21 protein-coding genes are annotated in these 16,719 nt (G+C 69.9%); 18 read left to right on the top strand and 3 right to left on the bottom strand.

Translation table 11 applies throughout. From position 1 onward, the window contains the following. The first annotated feature begins 16 nt into the window (after positions 1-16). The 10 genes from AB0E05_RS18495 (at position 17) to AB0E05_RS18450 (ending at position 5,779) form a co-directional block, all read left to right on the top strand. The gene (locus AB0E05_RS18495) at positions 17-367 is read left to right on the top strand and encodes a hypothetical protein (RefSeq protein ID WP_361964585.1); all 351 of its coding nucleotides are present in this window, start codon (positions 17-19) and stop codon (positions 365-367) included. Continuing rightward, a complete protein-coding gene (locus tag AB0E05_RS18490; protein WP_361964583.1) occupies positions 364-1,254 on the top strand; it encodes a recombinase RecT in 891 nt (296 codons plus the stop codon). Before AB0E05_RS18495 ends, AB0E05_RS18490 begins: the two co-directional genes overlap by 4 nt. Beyond that, positions 1,254-1,880, top strand: a complete 627-nt coding sequence (locus AB0E05_RS18485) for a DNA cytosine methyltransferase (RefSeq protein ID WP_361964581.1) — start codon at positions 1,254-1,256, stop codon at positions 1,878-1,880. The genes AB0E05_RS18490 and AB0E05_RS18485 overlap by 1 nt, the downstream gene beginning before the upstream one ends. Then, positions 1,837-2,532, top strand: coding sequence for a hypothetical protein (locus AB0E05_RS18480; protein ID WP_361964579.1), 696 nt, complete (start codon positions 1,837-1,839; stop codon positions 2,530-2,532). Before AB0E05_RS18485 ends, AB0E05_RS18480 begins: the two co-directional genes overlap by 44 nt. 159 nt (positions 2,533-2,691) lie before the next feature. Next, on the top strand, positions 2,692-3,501 hold the full coding sequence (locus AB0E05_RS18475; RefSeq protein ID WP_361964577.1) for a hypothetical protein: 810 nt from the start codon (positions 2,692-2,694) through the stop codon (positions 3,499-3,501). Continuing rightward, positions 3,498-3,755, top strand: coding sequence for a hypothetical protein (locus tag AB0E05_RS18470; protein ID WP_361964575.1), 258 nt, complete (start codon positions 3,498-3,500; stop codon positions 3,753-3,755). The genes AB0E05_RS18475 and AB0E05_RS18470 overlap by 4 nt, the downstream gene beginning before the upstream one ends. A 21-nt stretch (positions 3,756-3,776) precedes the next feature. After that, positions 3,777-4,298, top strand: a complete 522-nt coding sequence (locus AB0E05_RS18465) for a hypothetical protein (RefSeq protein WP_361964573.1) — start codon at positions 3,777-3,779, stop codon at positions 4,296-4,298. Beyond that, positions 4,295-4,543 (top strand): hypothetical protein, encoded by a 249-nt coding sequence (locus tag AB0E05_RS18460; RefSeq protein WP_361964571.1) that lies wholly within the window; start codon positions 4,295-4,297, stop codon positions 4,541-4,543. The genes AB0E05_RS18465 and AB0E05_RS18460 overlap by 4 nt, the downstream gene beginning before the upstream one ends. Further along, positions 4,540-4,977 (top strand): hypothetical protein, encoded by a 438-nt coding sequence (locus AB0E05_RS18455; protein WP_361964569.1) that lies wholly within the window; start codon positions 4,540-4,542, stop codon positions 4,975-4,977. The genes AB0E05_RS18460 and AB0E05_RS18455 overlap by 4 nt, the downstream gene beginning before the upstream one ends. A 25-nt stretch (positions 4,978-5,002) precedes the next feature. Continuing rightward, positions 5,003-5,779, top strand: coding sequence for a hypothetical protein (locus AB0E05_RS18450; protein WP_361964567.1), 777 nt, complete (start codon positions 5,003-5,005; stop codon positions 5,777-5,779). Positions 5,780-6,448: 669 nt separating this feature from the next. On the opposite strand, the gene AB0E05_RS18445 is transcribed toward AB0E05_RS18450, so the two are convergent. Beyond that, positions 6,449-7,645: a restriction endonuclease, SacI family gene (locus tag AB0E05_RS18445; RefSeq protein WP_361964565.1), complete on the bottom strand. Its 1,197-nt coding sequence runs from the start codon at positions 7,643-7,645 to the stop codon at positions 6,449-6,451. Positions 7,646-7,787: 142 nt separating this feature from the next. Between AB0E05_RS18445 and AB0E05_RS18440 the strand changes: the two genes are divergently transcribed. From AB0E05_RS18440 to AB0E05_RS18420, 5 genes are all read left to right on the top strand, one after another. Beyond that, a complete protein-coding gene (locus AB0E05_RS18440) occupies positions 7,788-8,849 on the top strand; it encodes a DNA cytosine methyltransferase (RefSeq protein WP_361964563.1) in 1,062 nt (353 codons plus the stop codon). Positions 8,850-8,918: 69 nt separating this feature from the next. Beyond that, on the top strand, positions 8,919-9,365 hold the full coding sequence (locus tag AB0E05_RS18435; protein WP_361964561.1) for a helix-turn-helix domain-containing protein: 447 nt from the start codon (positions 8,919-8,921) through the stop codon (positions 9,363-9,365). Positions 9,366-9,405: 40 nt separating this feature from the next. Further along, positions 9,406-10,602, top strand: coding sequence for a PBSX family phage terminase large subunit (locus AB0E05_RS18430; protein ID WP_361964559.1), 1,197 nt, complete (start codon positions 9,406-9,408; stop codon positions 10,600-10,602). 67 nt (positions 10,603-10,669) lie between these two features. Continuing rightward, positions 10,670-11,107, top strand: a complete 438-nt coding sequence (locus AB0E05_RS18425; RefSeq protein WP_361964557.1) for an HNH endonuclease signature motif containing protein — start codon at positions 10,670-10,672, stop codon at positions 11,105-11,107. A 37-nt stretch (positions 11,108-11,144) separates the two neighbouring features. After that, positions 11,145-12,566 carry a phage portal protein gene (locus tag AB0E05_RS18420; RefSeq protein ID WP_361964555.1) on the top strand — a complete coding sequence of 474 codons (1,422 nt, stop codon included), beginning with the start codon at positions 11,145-11,147 and terminating at the stop codon, positions 12,564-12,566. Between the two features lie 53 nt (positions 12,567-12,619). Here AB0E05_RS18420 and AB0E05_RS18415 read toward each other — a convergent pair whose 3' ends face one another. Further along, positions 12,620-12,988 (bottom strand): hypothetical protein, encoded by a 369-nt coding sequence (locus AB0E05_RS18415; RefSeq protein WP_361964553.1) that lies wholly within the window; start codon positions 12,986-12,988, stop codon positions 12,620-12,622. A gap of 66 nt (positions 12,989-13,054) precedes the next feature. Here AB0E05_RS18415 and AB0E05_RS18410 point away from each other — a divergent pair, with 66 nt between their 5' ends. Then, positions 13,055-15,298 carry a phage minor capsid protein gene (locus AB0E05_RS18410; protein ID WP_361964551.1) on the top strand — a complete coding sequence of 748 codons (2,244 nt, stop codon included), beginning with the start codon at positions 13,055-13,057 and terminating at the stop codon, positions 15,296-15,298. A gap of 3 nt (positions 15,299-15,301) precedes the next feature. Continuing rightward, on the top strand, positions 15,302-15,463 hold the full coding sequence (locus AB0E05_RS18405) for an Rmf/CrpP fold protein (protein ID WP_361964549.1): 162 nt from the start codon (positions 15,302-15,304) through the stop codon (positions 15,461-15,463). 1 nt (position 15,464) lies between these two features. Here the strand turns inward: AB0E05_RS18405 and AB0E05_RS18400 are convergent, their stop codons facing one another. Further along, positions 15,465-15,980, bottom strand: coding sequence for a restriction endonuclease (locus AB0E05_RS18400; protein WP_361964547.1), 516 nt, complete (start codon positions 15,978-15,980; stop codon positions 15,465-15,467). A 40-nt stretch (positions 15,981-16,020) separates the two neighbouring features. Here AB0E05_RS18400 and AB0E05_RS18395 point away from each other — a divergent pair, with 40 nt between their 5' ends. After that, on the top strand, positions 16,021-16,704 hold the full coding sequence (locus tag AB0E05_RS18395; RefSeq protein WP_361964545.1) for a hypothetical protein: 684 nt from the start codon (positions 16,021-16,023) through the stop codon (positions 16,702-16,704). The last annotated feature ends 15 nt before the right edge of the window (positions 16,705-16,719 follow it).

Genomic DNA, 16,719 nt, shown 5'->3' with positions numbered 1-16,719 from the left:
CGTCAAGGCCGACGCCGTGACGGTCGCCGGCCCGGCCGAGGTCCTGCCGCTGCTGGAACGTCGACGCGAACTCAAGGCGCGCGAGGAACGCGTCGCCGACGAACTGCGCGACGTCGACAACCGGTTGAAGGCTGTTGCCGGCGAGGCCGAGATCGTCAAGACGCAGGGCGCCGTCGCGTTCACCTGGAAGCAGAACGGCCCGCTCGCCACGAAGCGGTTCGCCGTCGCGCACCCCGACCTCGCTACGAAGTACACGCACCGCGTCGAAGCGCTCGATACGAAGCGCCTCGCCGCCGAGCACCCCGACGAGTTCCGGGCCCATCGTGCCCGACGCCTCGTTGTACCCAAGGAGCCTGCCGCAGCGTGAGCACCAACCTCGCCGAGCGCGTCGCCAGCAAGCGCGCCGGTCGTAGTGCCGCCCCTGCCCACCGCCCCCAACAGCAGCCCACCCTCGTGCAGTTCGTGCAGCAACTGCGCCCCGAGATCGACCGCGCCCTGCCCGCCCATGTCGGGGGTGCCGACCGTATCGCCCGCATCGCGCTTACCGAGCTGCGGCGCGTCGAGCACCTCGCCGAGTGCACGCAGGAGTCGTTCGCTGGCGCCCTGATGACCTGCTCGGCGCTCGGCCTCGAACCCGGCGGAGTGTCCGGCGAGGCGTACCTGCTGCCGTTCTGGAACAAGAAGGTCCGGGCGTACGAGGTACAGCTCGTCATCGGCTATCAGGGCATGATCAAACTGTTCTGGCAGCACCCGCTCGCCGCCGGCCTCGACACGCACACGGTGTTCGAGGGCGACGAGTTCGAGTACGAGTACGGCCTCGCCCCCGTCCTCAAGCACAAGCCGACCCGCGGTAGTACCAAGGGAGCGCCGACGCACTACTACGCCGTGGCCCGCCTCGCGAACGGCGGCAACGCGCTCGTGGTGCTGGACGTCGACGACGTCGAGGCGATTCGCAAGCGCAGCAAGGCCAAGGACTTCGGACCGTGGGCGACGGACCACGACGCCATGGCCCGCAAGACGACGGTACGGCAGCTCTTCAAGCTGTTGCCGAAGTCCGCCGAACTCGCGCGCGCTGTGGCGCACGACGAGACGGTGCGCCGTGACCCCTCGCCCGAGGGGCTAGACACGCCCGGCGACTACATCCCGGGTGAGGTCGTACCGCAGCCAGACGAGCAGCCGACGGTCGAGGACGTGCCGACGGAGTTCGCCGGATGGCCCGAGGCTGCCGAGCCGCCCGCGACAGGCGGCGAGTGATGGAAGGACCGCGGATCGGTTCCCTGTGCTCTGGCTACGGCGGTCTCGACCTGGGCGTGCGGGAAGTGCTCGGCGGCTCGGTGGTCTGGCACTGCGAGATCGACCCGAACGCCGCCGCGATCCTCGCCCATCACTGGCCGGACGTACCGAACCTCGGCGACCTGTCCGCCGTCGACTTCGACCAGGTCGAGCCCGTCGACGTCCTGACAGCCGGATTCCCCTGCCAAGACGTCAGCCTCGCCGGCCGCCGCGCCGGCATCGCCGAGGGAACCCGGTCCGGCCTGTGGCTGCACGTCGCCCGAGCGATCCAAGCCCTACAACCCCGATTGGTGGTGATCGAGAATGTCCGCGGCCTCCTCTCGGCGACGGCGCATAGCAGCGTGGAACCCTGCCCGTGGTGTGTGGGAGACGGAAGCGCTGAGCCTCCTTTGCGAGCACTCGGTGCCGTACTCGGCGACCTGGCCCGCCTCGGGTACGACGCGGAATGGTGTTGCGTACGCGCGTCGGAGGTCGGCACTGCCCACCGCCGTGAGCGGGTGTTCATCGCGGCGCGTCCTGCTGCCGACGCCGACAGCGACGTTCGTGCAGGACGCGATCGACCCCGCAGCGTGGCGAGCACGGCGTGAGCGGATGAAGGCTCGCCACCCCGGCATGGGTGACATGGGGATGCCGCTCGGCCTCGCTGTCCGCCTGCTGCCGACCCCGCGCACCTCGGACACCAACGGCTCGGGGTCCCACGGCGAAGGCGGCCCGGACCTGCGCACCGCGGTCTCCCTCTTGCCGACCCCGCGGGCCTCGGACGGCGAAAAAGCGAGCCCGAATCAGAAGTTCGGCGATGGCAGTCCGACCCTGGCGAACGCCGCCGCACGGTTGTTGCCGACCCCGACAGCCAGTGATCACGGTTCCAACTACGCGACAGCCGAGGAGCGGATCGCAGACGGTCATCAGGCGTACCTGTCCAACGTCATGACGTCGCTCATCACAAACCAACCGCGGCCGGAGCGCGGCCGTACTCACTGGGGGCCGTACGCCGCAGCGGTCGAGCGTTGGGAGGCACTGACGCGTCCGGCTCCACAGCCTGTGGACGAACACGACCGATTGAGCCCGCAATTCGTCGAGTGGCTCATGGGGTTGCCCGAGCACCACGTGACCGGCGTTCCCGGTCTGTCCCGTGCCGCGCAGCTCAAGGCCCTCGGCAACGGGGTCGTCTGGCAGCAGGCGGCGGCCGCGCTGCGGCTACTGCTCGACCGGCTCGACAGCCTGCCTGTGGCGGCGTGATCTGCGGCCACTGGATCGGCACCGAGCGCCGGCACTGCCGCGCCGTCGACGGCGTGCGCCGCTACCTGACCGGCTTCCGGTGCCCCTCCCACACTCCTGCCACCCTCGCCGGACGGCCTGAACCACCCGGATCACCAACACCATTTAGGAGAAGGACGGTTGAGCCTCGACGCCATGGATTGGGTGTGGACCAGGTCCACGGCCAAGGGCACCGCCCGCATGGTGTTGCTCGCCATCGCCGACAAGTGCCCCGATGACGCCTGCACCGCCTACGCCGGTACGACGATGCTCGTGCAGCGGACGAACGCCGCCCGCTCGTCCGTCGTGGCCGCAGTCGACAAGCTGCTCGACGGCGACGAACTGCGTGTCGTCGAGGGCTCCAAGGGACCTCGGGGCGAGACGGTCTACCACCTCCCGCGCGCCGTCGGACACGTCCGCGCGACGCCCGAAGAGACCCGTTTCGGTGGTCCGGAATCCGGACCGGTACACAATCCGGACCGGTCCGAGAACCGGACCCCTGGGGGTACGGAAACCGGACCGGAGGGGTACGGAAACCGGACCCCCACCGGTCCGGAATCCGGGCCCCAGAACGCATATGAACGCAAGCACCAAGCAGAACAGCAGCAGTCGCGCGCGACCCGGTCCGCGCTGATACCTGAGCTGCGTCCGCTCGACGACGCGCTCGCCGCGGCCGGCGTTCCGATCCGCTGGTCGATCGGCCTCGGCGAGCAGCGCGACGTGTGGCGCCTCGTCCAGGCGCACGGCATCGAGTCCCTCGTCGCGCGCGCCGCCGCCCGCACGAATCCGGGCGCCGAGCCGAAGTCCGCCCGCTACTGGCTGCGCGTGTGGGGCGACCTCGACCGCTCCCCCGCCGCCCGCCTTGGTCCGGCCGCGGCCCCCGCCGCGTATACGGACAACCTCGCCGCCGGCCTCGCCCTGCTGCACGCCCAGAAGGAGGGCACCCAGTGATCGACAACCACATCGCCGCCCTGCTCGCCTACGCCGGCCGCCTCGACTCCCGAGTGCGCCGTTCCCTCGCCGACCCGCAGCAGTCCGCCCGCACCATTGCCGACTGGACTGCCGCCCTCGCCGACGTCCCGGCGACCCTGCCGGACACCGGTTGGGACGCCTCGCAGGCCGTACGCCGATACTACGAGCAGCGGGGCGCCGACCGCTCGGCGCAGTTCCGCCCGGTCGAGCCGCACGGCGTGCTCGCCGCATGAGCGCCGCACCGCGCCGAGCTGATGAACCGGCACACCGACCCCGTGCCGGCCGCCGACCCCGACGACCCGGCGGCATGGCGCGAGGAACTGCTCGGCACCCGAGCTGCGGTCGCCACCGGCCACACCCCGCCCGCCCAGTACCGCGCCGAGATCGACGCCGCTGGGCAGAAACGTCTCGCCGCCCTGGTCTCCGGGGTCGGCCACGGCCCGCGCCGGTACATGCCAGCCGAGGTCGCCGCGCAGCTCGCCGGGTACCGGCCGACTCACGCCGCCCGCGAGGCCGCCGTCGCCGCCGGACAGCCCGACGCCTACCGGCACAAGTGCACGCGGTGCGGAGCCGAGCCCGACCAGCCGTGCCGGACCGGCTACCGCCGACGGGGCAAGGGCCGAGGCACTCGTTCGACTCCGCACCCCTGCCGGACAGAGGCCGCTCTCGCAGCCGACCAGGACGACGAGCACGACCGCCTCGCCCGCCTCATGTCCACCCCGCCCGCACCGCGCGAGACACGCGCCCGACACACCGCCGGAGGAGTGCGCCCATGACCCCGCCCGCCGTCCGAGCCGCGATCGCCGCCCATCTGACCGACGCCCTCGAACTGCCGCCGCACCGCGCCACGCTCACAGCGTCCGAGCTGCTCGACCGCCTCGCCGCCGATGGATGGCAGATCACCACCACCCCGGCCGCGCGACCGGTCGCGCCTCGCGCGCGGGAGGCCCGGCGCGCTCGGCGCCTCGTCGCCCGCCTGCTTCCCCGCCGCGCACGTCCGAACGGAGAGACCGCACGATGAACACCCGTACCCGTACCGACTCCCGCCGAGGCCGCAGCCAGGCACGCGAGACCGAGCGCGACGCCCGCCGCGACCGCTTCCGCCTCGTCCTCGCCCGCGCCGACCGGGGCGTGCTGCTGCCCGAGGACTGCGCACAGCTCCGCGCCGACGTCGAGGCCGAGGTCGCCGAGAACGACACCCACCGGCGCAGCGCCGGCGGACAGCAGGCGGCGGCGCTCCGGCTGCACAAGCGGATCGAGGCCGCCGAGGCGTGCATCACCGAGACCGAGGCCGACCGCGACGCCCTCGCCGAGCGGCTCGCCACCGCGGCCAAGCTCGCCGGCGCCCTCGGCGACTACCTGCCGGGCGACGGGTGGCACGTCGCCGACACGATCCGGCGCCTGTGCGAGGGCGGGATCACGCCCAAGCAGGCACTCGACGACACCACCGACTGACCACCCCGAGGGAGCACCACCACAGATGACGTCCGACGCCATTGCCCGACGCGAGACCGTCGACGCGCTGCGCACCGTACGGGAGTTGTGGGGCGAGCTGCTGCTCGCCATCGAGACCCCGCCCGCCGACGTGTGGCCGCCCCGGCAGCTCGCGCACACCCTGCGCGCAGCGGACGACGAGCAGCTCGTCGCCGACCGCGCGCCCCTGGTCCTGCGCGAGCACCCCGCCCCGCTCAACATGACCGCGCTCGACACCGGCCTCGCCGTCGAGCGGATGCTGTTCGACCTCGCCGACACCCTCGCCGCGGCCGTCCAGCGCGCCGAGACCGGCGACCCCCGCCGATGGGAGTTCCAGCAGCCGGGTGCGACCGACGCACGGCGCACGGCCGGATCGCGGGCGCACGGGCTGCACTTCGCTTCCGTGTGGATCGAGGGGCGCGTGCTCGACGAGGACACCGGGCCCGAGCAGCAGCTCGACGGCACCCCCACCGCCCCGCCGTTCGAACCGCTGCCCCCGCACCTGCTGCACGAGGCCCGGCGCACGGCGCGCGTCGCCGAGGGCCGGCTGCTGCGGACGCTCGGCCTCGACCGGCGCAGCACCCCCGTACCGGATCAACGGTGCCCGTGGTGCGGCGGCGAACTCACCCTGCACAGCGCCCCAGACGAGCCGCCGACTGTCACGTGCTCGGTCGGTTCGGAGTGCGCCGCACCCGTGCCCCTCAACGAGCGAGGGCGGCGCGTATGGGGATGGGGCGACCTCGCTGCCTTGGTCATGGCACTCGGTACTGCGAAGCCTCAGTAACTGGCGCGGCACCACGGCAGGTTGTGGCCCCGAGGAAACCTCGGGGCCACAGTCACATTTGCATAACGTGGCGAAGAGAGGGCAGCGAGCTCCGTGGAACGCGGGCACACTTGAGGCGAACCAACCCCTATGGGAACGTATGGGGCCACTCGGCATGTTCCGGGTCCGCAAGCATGCATTTGGGGTCGCACGGCCAAATTTTATTTAGTTTGGCTAAGTAAAATTTTAATCTGTACTCCACAGTGAAACTTTGAGACGAAAAGGTGGGCCGCAAATGCGCCGCAATTGGATTCGACTAATTCGGGAAGCACTTCAAAGCGGCGACGGAACTTTGCGCCTCGTCGTCCTGGTGGGCGCGCTCACGTTCGCAGCCCTGACGGTCGCCGCGGCACTCGCCGGACTACTGGCGGCGCGGCATGCCGGCCTCTTCTGAGGCTTGCGTTGTTGCATCACAAGCGATGCGGTAACAACGTTATCCCGCCGTGCCCCGTAGAGGTCTGCGCCTGCACACCCCCAGCGGGGGCCACTTGCGCCGTTACCGTTCCGTGATCTAATGTGGGTGGCGCCTCCGGCGTGCCCGGAAGCGTCCTGACTTGTACGCCCCGCCGACTCCCCCCTCGGCGGGGCATACGCACGTCTCGATGTGCAAGAGGTGTCGAGCGGGCTGACTCAGGTTGCGTCGTGGCCAGCGGTCGCCGCGGCGAGCATGTCCGCCCACTCCTGCTGGCTGTCCTTGCCGCAGTGGAAGTCCCTCAGCCGCTGCACGAGAAGCTGCGGAAACGACTTGAGGCACTGGTCAAGCGGCAGAGCGGACCACTGAACGGCGTTAGTCAGGAGCCGCTCAGGGTCCGTGACGACCTCCAAGAGCACACCATTGCGTTCCTGTGCCTTCTGGGCGAGCTTGTCGGCGCCGAGGTCGGCTTGGCTGGGGTCTACTGCGACGTACAGCCCCTTCCCGATGCCTGCCGCTGCCAGACGCTCGACGAACTGAAGGATTTCGCTCTGTGTGACTGCCTTCTGCTTTGCCTCGGCGCTGAGGACGACGGTCCTGTCCGCGGCAGACAGCGGCTTCGCCAGTTCTGTGAGGACGCTCTCCTGAACCGGACCGTCCGCCTCACTCGGGACCTCGATGGCTACATCCCCCGGAACCTTCCGGCTCGGATCGTTGATGGCGTCGGCGTACACCATGCCCGGGTGCACCAGATCGAGGCACGCGGCAACCAGTGCCTGACCTCGTCGGCCTCCCTCGCGGTTAACGTTGATGAAGTCCCTCGCGAGCGCACTCAGGACAGGCAGCGTCAAGGCCCCTGCCTCCAGTTCAAGAACGGTGGCCTTGTTCCCATCCTCGATCCGCACCCGGAGGAAGGCAGCAAGTGCGAGCACCGCGCTCTCGCCTTCGAGGTAGTCCGCCGCCTCAAGGCAGTCGATCAGGTACTCAAGTTCCGCCCTGGCAGGCTGCTTGCTCTCAGGGATCAGCTCCTTTATGACCTGGGGCTTGGCGAAGAAGGGCTGGTTGTTGAGCGGCTCGGCGCCGGTGGTCCGCAGGTCGATCTCGTGCTCGACGCACATGGGTACAAGAACGTTCTTGGCAACGCCGCGTGCCGAGTAGCCGCGGTGCACCTTGGTCTGAAGGGCAAGGGCGTTGACGTCCTTGTTAGTTGCCTTCGCCAGGAGGGCAGTCCCAAGCAACGGCGTGTTGGTGGCACTGCTGCCCTGACCGACCTTGCGGGTACGTGTGATCCACTCGCCAGGAAGTTCCTCGTCCCCCTGCGCCAGAGCGAGCGCCTCTAGGAACCGCTCTTGAGCCTGGCCCGCGTGAACGCTCAGGACCTTCTTGCCCCCGCCTTGCGCCATGTTGTTCCGCACTCCGTGATCGTCCCAACCTGATGGCGACCAGGCTCGCACACCTGACCCCAGGACGGTACTCAGCGCCCGCAGCCCGCCACAGTCCGTCTACATTTGCGGGTCTCATTCCGCGATGTCAGTCGCGTCTGGCACTCTGTCCCCTGTGACAAGTCATGGCATCGCAATCTCATTGTTCTCCGGCGCCGGCGGTCTCGACCTCGGTGTCGAAGCAGCCGGCTACGAGGTACGTGCTGCCGTTGAGCACAACGCCGACGCCGTGGCCACGATGGAGAAGAACTTCACCCACCTGCAATCCGAAGTGATCCAGAAGGACATTCTTGAGGTTTCGACCAAAGACCTTCTGAGCGCAGCCGGACTAAAGGGCAGCGAGCGGCCCGATTTGCTGGTCGGCGGCCCTCCCTGCACCCCCTTCTCGAAGTCGGGTTTCTGGCTGGAGTACAAGCGCAAGGGACTCGACCCCGGCGCCTCTCTTTTGCAGTCCTACACTCGCGTTCTTCGCGAAGCTAAGCCGCGCGCCTTTGTGCTGGAGAATGTCTACGCACTGACGTTTAACAACAAAGCATCGCGCCCTGCATACGAACGACTGCTTCGGGAGATTGAAGAGGCAGGGTACGTCTACGAGACGAAGGTGCTGAACGCCGCCGACTACGGCGTTCCGCAGTCCCGGCCGAGGCTCTTCGTGATCGGGGTGCCGAAGGGCAAGACCGTTCCACTGCATCCGGAGGCGACCCATGGGGGCAAGTGGGAGCGTCGGGCAACAGGGACCGAAGAGCAGCCTCATGTAAATGTGGGCCAGGCACTTGAGGGACTCGTGACCGAACCCGAGCCCGGTGAGGTCGTCGGAGGGAAGTACGGGCATCTGCTGCCGGACATCCCCCCGGGAGAGAACTACCTGCATTACACGGAAGAGCGAGGCCACAAGAACCCCGAGTTCAAGTGGCGTTCCAAATACTGGTCTTTCCTGCTCAAGCTCGACCCCAACCGCCCTTCCCCCACAATCCAGGCACAGCCGGGGCCCTACATCGGCCCGTTCCACTGGGAAAACCGACGCCTTCGCGTGCCTGAGATGAAGCGGCTGTTCACGTTCCCTGATGAATTCCAGTTCGTAGGGAAGCGCAGCGCGGTACAAGCCCAGCTTGGCAACTGTGTTCCCCCTCTCCTCGCCGAGAAGGTCGTGAGCGCCGTCGCCCAACAGGTGGACTGACCAACAGCCTCGACGCCCCGCCGTTTCCCCAAGCGGCGGGGCGTTCACATGCCTGCCGGAGGTGACGCCGTGGCCGAGCCGATCACCGAGCGGGACCACGAGCAGGTTCGTCGCCTGCACTCCGAGGGCAATTCGCGCAACGCCATCGCCCGCGCCATCGGGCGCAGCGCCGCCACCGTGAGCAAGATCGCAGGGTTGGAGGGGCTCACGTTCAGCGGGGGCGCCCGAGTCGCTGCGGCCACCGAGGCACGGCGGGCCGACGCCGCCGCACGCCGCGAGCTGCTCGCCGACGAGGCCCTCGACGGCGCCCTCGGGCAGGTCACCAAAACCACTGCCGCCGAGTCCGCCCGCGACGCCCGCGACCACGCCACCGCTGCTCGTGCGCTCACCGAGGTGCACGCCCGGGTCTCCGAACTCGCCCGTCAAACCGGCACCGGAAGCGCCGGGGGCTCGATGCTCGACCGCCTCGCCGACGCCCTGCTCGGACCGGCCGGGGGTGATCGCGAGGGAGAGTGATGCCCGCAGCCCTCCCCTGTCCGACAAGCAACTGCGATCGGTGCGCGAGTCGTTCACCGCCCGAATCTCCGTGTGGCACGGCAGCGTGCGGTCGGGCAAGACGATTGCGAGCCTGCTCGCCTTCCTGATGTCGATTCGGCGTGCCCCGGCAACGGGCTTGATCCTGCTGTGCGGCCGGTCGTTGCAGACCATCGAGCGCAACATCATCGAGCCGTTGCAGGACCCCGAGCTGTTCGGCTCGGACGTCGCGGCCGAGGTCCGGCACACCCGCGGCGCAACCGTGGCGAGCATCCTGGGCCGTACGGTCCACCTGATCGGCGCGGCCGACGCGCGCGCCGAGGGCCGACTGCGCGGTGCGACAGCGTGCCTGGCGTACGTCGACGAGGCGACGCTCGTTCCGGAAGCGTTCTTCGTGCAGTTGCTCGCACGGCTCTCTGTGCCCGGCGCGCGGCTGCTGTGCACCACGAACCCGGACTCGCCTAGGCACTGGCTCAAGCAGCAGTATCTCGACCGGTCGGGCGACCTCGACCTCGCTGCCTGGCACTTCCGCCTCGCCGATAACCCGAGCTTGGCGCCGGCGTACGTCGCCGCCCTGTCAGCGGAGTACACCGGCCTGTGGCGCCGACGGATGATCGACGGCGCTTGGGTGGTCGCCGAGGGCGCGATCTTCGACATGTACGACGAGGCCGCGCACGTCGTCGACGACCTGCCCGCGATGCGCCGGTACTGGCTCGGCATCGACTACGGCACGACGAACCCGTTCTCGGCGGTGCTGCTCGGCCTCGGCGACGACGACCGCCTGTACGCGGCGGCCGAGTGGCGGTACGACTCCCGCGCCCGGCGTCGGCAGATGACCGACGCGCAGTACAGCGCCGCCGTGCGCGAGTGGCTCGCCGGCCTCGACATCGTGCCCGAGTGGACGTTCATCGACCCGAGCGCCGCCTCGTACTCGGCGCAGCTCTGGGCAGACGGACACCCCGGCATCGCGCGGGCCGATAACACCGTGCTCGACGGCATCCGATCCGTCTCGAACGCGCTCGACGCCGGCCTGCTGCGCATCCATCGCTCGTGCGCCGGCCTGCTCGACGAACTGCCCGGCTACGCATGGTCGGAAGAGGCCGCAGCCCGCGGGGAAGACCAGCCGGTCAAGGCGAACGATCACTCGGTCGACGCGCTGCGCTACGCCGTGCACTCCACCACCCACGAGTGGCACCACCTTCTCTCGCTCACCGCATAACCCCTGTCCGCCCTCCGCCCCGGCCGCCGCTCGGCGCCCGGGGCTCTGTCATTCCGAGGGGGGTGCCATGCCGCGCGAGTGGGCCGACCGTTTCCTCGCTTACGTCACTGCCGCGCCCGGCGGTTGCTGGCAGTGGACCGGCTACCTCATGCCCAACGGGTACGCCCGTTTCTCCGTGGCCGGCGAGCGCCGGTACGCGCACCGGGTCGCGTACGAGGCCGTGCACGGGCCGATTCCCGACAGGCTCGTGATCGACCACCTGTGCCGCAACCGCGGGTGCGTCAACCCCGATCACCTCGAAGCGGTTACGCAGCGAATCAACGTGCTGCGCGGCGTTTCGTTCGCCGCTGCCCGTGCCCGGCAGATCCGTTGTCTGCGTGGCCACCGGTTCACCGTGGCCAACACCTACGTAGCCCGCAACGGCACCCGCAAGTGCCGTACTTGCCGGGCCGCGGCGCGCGCCCGCTCGCGACGCCGACGGGGGGTGAGCTGTGCCGCTGCCTGACAACGGCGCCCCGTGGCCGCCGCGCCAACTCGCGCAAATGTATGGCGAGATGCGGCTCGATGCGGCGTGGTACTCCGGCGACCGAAACCGGCTCGCCGAGGTCTACCGGGGCCAGCAGCGCCGGGAGGACGGACGGCGCCGACTGTGGGCGCGTGCCCGGCACCGGCAGGACGGCAAGCACGACGGACGGGTGCACATCCCGCTCGCCGGCGACATCGCCACCACGAGCGCCGACCTGCTGTACTCCGAGCCGCCGACGTTCACCGTCGACGACACCGGCACGCAGGACCGGCTCGCCGAACTCGCCGAGGCGGGCGGCATCGCGAACACCCTGCTCGAAGCGGCAGAGGTCGCCGCCGCCCTGGGCGGGGTGTACCTACGGGCAACGTGGGACACCTCCCTTGCGCCGCGCCCGCTGCTCACCGCCGTGCACGCCGACGCCGCCGTACCGGACTTCCGTTGGGGACAACTCACCGCCGTCACGTTCTGGCGCGAACTCGCCTCGGACGGCGGCACCGTATGGCGCCACCTCGAACGACACGAGCCGGGGCGTGTCCTGCACGGTCTCTACCAGGGGAGCACGGACCGGCTCGGCACCCGCGTGCCGCTCACCGAGCACCCCGAGGTCGCCGCCCTCGCCGACTCCCTCGGCCCCGAGGGCGACGCGATCGAGACCGGCATCACCGAACTGACCGCCGCCTACGTCCCCAACATCAAGCCCAACCGGCGCCACCGGGGCAGCCCGTTCGGCCGCTCCGACTACGCCGCCCCGCTGTACGACCTCATGGATGCACTCGACGAGACTTGGTCGAGTTGGCTGCGCGACATCCGCCTCGGCAGGGCGCGGCTGATCGTCCCCGACGGGTACCTGCGCGACCACGGCCCCGGCAGGGGCGCCTCGTTCGACGACGACCGGGAAGTCTGGCAGTCGCTGAACATCCCGCCGACCGAGGGCTCGGGCATCACCCTGTCGCAGTTCGCTATCAGGGTCGCCGAGCACCAGTCGACGGCCGACTCAATCGTGCAGCAGGCTGTGCGCTCCGCCGGTTACTCCGCGCAGACGTTCGGGTTCGGCGACCAGGCCGCCGCCACCGCGACGGAGGTCACCGCGCGCGAACGCCGGTCGATGATCACCCGTGACAAGAAGTCCCGTTACTGGCGACCAGCGCTCACGCACATCCTGTTCGTCATGCTGCGGCTCGACCGAGTGCTGTTCACGCCCGGCCTTGTACCCGAGCGCCCCCGGATCACTTTTGGCGACGCCGTGAGCGAGGACCCGACCAGCACCGCACAGACGCTGTCCCTGCTCCAGCAGGCGCAGGCAGTCAGTACCGACACCAAGGTGCGCTGGCTGCACCCGGATTGGGACGACACCGCAGTGCAGGCCGAGGTCGACCGCATCCTCACCGAGACCGGCCAAGCGGTGCCTGATCCCATTCAGTCTGGCGCGCTGGCCTAGGTCTCACTACGGGGGTGGGGGGATGGCTGGACCATCCCCCCACCCGTTCGTCACTAGCGAAGTGACCCGATGATCACCTTGTCCCTTTCTCGGCGCCACGCCGTCCACCCATCAGCCTGCGATCCGCCTGTCGCCGCGACCGCCGCACCGGAAGGCGTGCGGTAGGGCTTGCCCTCGAACTGAAGCCACCCGTTCGCCAGCACGGTCGCCGTGTGGCGCACTCCGAGCCGGGGGCGCGACCAGTAGAGCGTTTCCCCTGCTTCCAACCGGCCCGCCTGGATCAAGGGAGCAAGGCCCCCCGGCGTCGTCTCCATCGCCGATTCCTCACCGTCGGCCGGAGAGATGTCGATGTGCACGTCCTCGCCAACAGTTCGTGTCTCGACCCGAACGTCGGACAAGGCCACGCGGATGTGAATAGCCATACCCATCCCTCAGATTTCCAAATCTGGCTCTTCTGAGAGATTACCTCACTGTGCGAGGTCGCCGCCATGCCTATCCATCCCGGCCTTGTCGAGGACCTGTCCGCCGGTGTGCGCGACCTCTACGACGATGCCGAGCAGTGGCTGCTCGGCATCGTCGCCCGGCAGTTGGCCGACGGGTTCGACGCTCCGGGGTGGGCCGTCAGCAAGTTGCGCGACATTCAGCCCCTGCGCCGCGCCGCGCAGGCTGTCGTCGACGCGCTCGGCTCCGCCATGCAGTTGCAAGTCTTCGACGCCGTCGCCGAGGCGTACGACGTCGGCGTCCGCGCTGGCCTCGCCGAACTCGGCGCCCTGCACGACGTCGACGCACGGCGCATCGCCGAGTCGACCCCGAGCACGCGCGCGGTCGACCGGATCGCCGACGAAACCGTCGACCTCGTCACCCAGACGCATCGCGGGATTCTGCGCGGGGTTGAGGACGGATACCGGCAGGTGATCGCCGAGGTAGCCGGCACGCCGCTGCTCGGCATCGACACCCGCCGACAGGCGACGCAGCGCGCCATGGAACGGTTCGCCGACCGCGGGCTGCGGACGTTCGTCGACAATGGCGGTCGAGCGTGGCAGATGACCTCTTACGCCGAAATGGCGACGAGGACGGCGGTCGGCCGAGCTGCGGTCGATGCGCACGGCGACCGGCTGCGCGCTGTCGGCCTCGACCTCGTGATCGTCTCCAACGCCCCGCACGAGTGCCCGCTCTGCGCCCCGTTCGAGGGCAAGGTGCTGTCCCTCGACGGACCCGCCGGAGCGCGCACGGTCGAGGCCGAGCACGCCACCGCCGACGGCGAGACCGTTCGCGTGCACGTCTTCGGCAGCGTCGACGAGGCTCGGCAACGGGGCTTCCAACACCCCAACTGCCGCCACTCCCTCAGTGCTTACCTGCCCGGCGTAACACGGGCGCCGGTCGAGCAGTCCGAGGACCCCGACGGATACGAGGCATCCCAACGGCAGCGCGCGATCGAGCGCCGTATCAGGCAGTGGAAGAAGGGGGCCGCCGCCTCACCGACACCCGAGGGCAAGCGCGCGGCCGAGGGCCGCGTGCGGCAGTGGCAGGGCAAGATGCGCGACCACCTCGCCGCGCACCCCGAACTCATCCGCCGGCGCGAGCGCGAGCAGCTCGGCGCCGGCAACCTCCCCCCATCTGGTGGCACCGCCGGCCGTGCCGGCACCCCGACCGGTCCGGGTACGGACCCGTTCGAGGCCGCGCGCGTCCGCGCGGGCGACGAGCGGACGCTGCCCGAGATGAGCGACGAGCAGCTCGGCGCCGCCATCCGCCCCGGAGTGCTCGACGATCGCGACCGCGGCCGGATCGCCGACGAGGCCGACCGGCGAGACGAGCGGGACCTGCTCGACCGCATCCGTCCGAACGGGCGCCTCGCCGACAGCCTCGCCGAGTTCAGCGAGGACGAACTCGCCCGCGTCTCCCTGCACCTGGGCGACGACGACATGCTGCGTGTCATGGCGGAGATGGACCGCCGCGACGTCGACGCAGCCCTGCCCGGCGCCCGGCGTGACCTCGTCGGCATGTCCGAGCACGAACTCGCCGACCGCGCCCGCAACGTCCCCGACGACCGGCCCGCCATCGGCGCCGAGATGAACCGGCGGCGGCTGCTCGCCGAGGTGTTCCCCGGCGGGCGCCTGGCCGGCGACCTGTCCGCCGTCGGCGACGACGTGCTCGGGTGGGCCGTGCGCTACGCCGTCCCCGACGACGCTGTACGCATCGCCGACGAACTCGACAGCCGGTACCCGCCCGTCGAACTCCCGGACGCACAAGGGACGTTCAGCGTCGAGGGGCAGCTCGCCGACCGGGCCGCCCTCGACGAGGTCCTCGCCCCGGCAGCCGATGCGGACGCGTGGAACGGCCTTTCCGTGGACTGGTACGCGGGCATGTCCGCAACCGAACGGTGGATCGCCGAGCGCGAGTACGCCGACATGCAGATGCGCACCGCCTACACCCGCGAGCAGATTCGCGAGATGTACCGCGAGCACGTGTGGGCGCAACGACTCGCGGCCGAGGACGCCACGAACGGCTACATGCTTACCAAAGCCGCGCAGGCTGCGGGCATCGATCCGATTTCCCTGTTCAGCGGACCCGCGCACGTGGCCTATGCCCGCGCGTCTGAGGACCTCAAACGCTGGTGGGAGGACCACCCCCGCATCACGCTCGCGGAGTACGAGGAGATGGTGACCGGCGTACGCAGCAGCGCCGCCGAAACCGCCCGTGCCTCCCGCAACACCCAGAACAACCGGCTCTAGGGGGTGCACGTGGGAATCCGAGGCGATCTCGTCCGGGCGCTACTCGCCGGAATCGAGGCCGTCCGCAATGCCGCACCCGTGACCTCGTGCCCCTACCCGCGCGGCGACCTGCGCCGCTCGGCATGGGTCCGGGGTTACGCAAGGGCGCGTCAGCTCAGCAGCTAGATCAACCAAGTCGCAGTCGTTCCATGGCTTCCTTCAGCAGGGCCTCTGCCTTCGGGTCGAGCGGTTCCTCGTCGAAGGCAAACCATTCGTGCTCGCTCACAATCGCATGTGCCTCGTTCCATGAAAGACGCGGTTCGAGTTCAAAGACGTAGCCGTCAAGCCGCGGTTGGACCGCGTTCCGCATCCGGTTGAGGGCAGCCTCGGTCGGTAGGCGATTTGCGAATAGCACACCTCGGTCTGCGCCAACGTCTTGCAGCTTGCCGACGAGCGAGTCGACCACACCGACATCCGCCGGGCGCCGACGCCACTTGCACTCGATGACGACCATGATCTCGTGCGGCCCGACGCGAGCCGTCACCAGTACGTCTATCTGCCGCAGCTTCCCGCTGATTCGCCCCCGGACATGGGCGTTGTGCTGTACCTGCGCCCCCGGATACATCCTGCGCGCTTCTTCAACGATCCGCTTCTCGAACCGCAGCCAGTTGGCCTCTGCCTCTTGCCCCAATGCGTCTCGCACGGGCCGAACGTACCTCGCCCCTCTGACAGGAGCTGACTAGATGAGCATCTCCACTCTTCCTCTGCACCCACACACAGGGGACGCTGCCCTCGGCTTCCGCCGTGACGGACGCCCGATCTGGCCCATCAAGGGCGGCTCGGGCGAGGGCGGCGACCCGGCCCCGGCCGGAGACCCGGTCACCCCGCCAGCTGGCGACCCGGCCGTCGCCCCGGCCACCCCGGACCCGGGCACCGCGCAGCAGCTTGCCGAGGGCACGACCCGAGCCGAGCAGGCCGCCACCGAACGCGACGAGCTGCGCGCCGCGCTCGACTCCGTGAACAAGGCACTCAACCCCGACGCCGAGGCCGAGCAGGACCCGAGCAAACTCGCCGCCGCCGTCGCCGACCGCGACAAGCAGCTCGACCAGGTCGCCACCGAACTGCGCGCGGCCCGCGTCGAACTCGCCGCCTACAAGGCGGCCGGCGAGCAGGGCGCCCGCGCCGACCGGCTGCTGAACAGCCGTGCATTCGCCGACGCGCTCGCGCAACTCGACCCCGCCGACGCCAAGTTCGGCGAGCAGCTTGTCGCCGCGATCAAGTCCGCCGTAGAGGCCGACCCCGACCTGTACCGCGCCACGCCCGCGGGCCCCGCGCGCGGGGGCGGAGAGTTCAACGGCGCCCCGGCTGGCGAGCGGCGCGCGGCCACCCTGCACGACGCCGTCGCCGCCCGACTGAGCGGCGCCTGACCCCCAGGAGAACCC

Origin of the sequence: Streptomyces sp. NPDC048057 (genome assembly GCF_040653095.1) — a bacterium.
Classification (GTDB): domain Bacteria; phylum Actinomycetota; class Actinomycetes; order Streptomycetales; family Streptomycetaceae; genus Streptomyces.
Note: the sequence above shows the minus strand (reverse complement) of the source record. Positions and strands in the feature narration are given on the sequence as shown.

Bases quoted from the DNA above. Each gene is read 5' to 3' on its own strand.
- AB0E05_RS18425 (WP_361964557.1), top strand. From the start codon at position 10,670: ATGCCGCGCGAGTGGGCCGACCGTTTCCTCGCTTACGTCACTGCCGCG.
- AB0E05_RS18450 (WP_361964567.1), top strand. From the start codon at position 5,003: ATGACGTCCGACGCCATTGCCCGACGCGAGACCGTCGACGCGCTGCGC.
- AB0E05_RS18395 (WP_361964545.1), top strand. From the start codon at position 16,021: ATGAGCATCTCCACTCTTCCTCTGCACCCACACACAGGGGACGCTGCC.
- AB0E05_RS18485 (WP_361964581.1), top strand. From the start codon at position 1,254: ATGGAAGGACCGCGGATCGGTTCCCTGTGCTCTGGCTACGGCGGTCTC.
- AB0E05_RS18410 (WP_361964551.1), top strand. From the start codon at position 13,055: ATGCCTATCCATCCCGGCCTTGTCGAGGACCTGTCCGCCGGTGTGCGC.
- AB0E05_RS18460 (WP_361964571.1), top strand. From the start codon at position 4,295: ATGACCCCGCCCGCCGTCCGAGCCGCGATCGCCGCCCATCTGACCGAC.
- AB0E05_RS18455 (WP_361964569.1), top strand. From the start codon at position 4,540: ATGAACACCCGTACCCGTACCGACTCCCGCCGAGGCCGCAGCCAGGCA.
- AB0E05_RS18415 (WP_361964553.1), bottom strand. From the start codon at position 12,988: ATGGCTATTCACATCCGCGTGGCCTTGTCCGACGTTCGGGTCGAGACA.
- AB0E05_RS18420 (WP_361964555.1), top strand. From the start codon at position 11,145: ATGTATGGCGAGATGCGGCTCGATGCGGCGTGGTACTCCGGCGACCGA.
- AB0E05_RS18465 (WP_361964573.1), top strand. From the start codon at position 3,777: ATGAACCGGCACACCGACCCCGTGCCGGCCGCCGACCCCGACGACCCG.